Origin of the sequence: Corynebacterium sp. UMB9976 (assembly GCF_030212265.1) — a bacterium.
Lineage (GTDB): Bacteria > Actinomycetota > Actinomycetes > Mycobacteriales > Mycobacteriaceae > Corynebacterium.
Genome location: NZ_JASODY010000082.1, coordinates 1 through 296, shown reverse-complemented (window position 1 = coordinate 296; position 296 = coordinate 1). Strand labels below are relative to the sequence as shown.

Sequence of the window (296 nt, the reverse complement as noted above, 5' to 3'; positions counted from 1 at the left end):
AAGGGCGCCCCGGCACGCGCAGCGTGGCAGCCAGTTCCAGGCGAACAAATGGCAACCATGCTCGCCGCGCTCAGCGTTTCGGTCGCGCGCGATGGTGGCGGTGTTCTCATCATTGTGCCGGACGCACGCACACAGGCGCGCTTTGAGAGCGCTTTTCGCGAGCTTATTTCTGCCCGTCAGCTCACTCTTCTCGGGGCTGGCCTCGGTCCCGAGTCCCGCTATCGCCGCTACCTGGATATCCTGCACGGCCAGGGGCGCATAGTCGTCGGCACGCGTTCGGCAGCGTACGCGCCAGT

Annotated in this window: 1 pseudogene; it reads left to right on the top strand. The window is 65.9% G+C overall.

The annotated features are described in order from the left end of the window. Window positions 1-296: pseudogene (locus QP140_RS09900) on the top strand (primosomal protein N'); the annotation flags it as partial.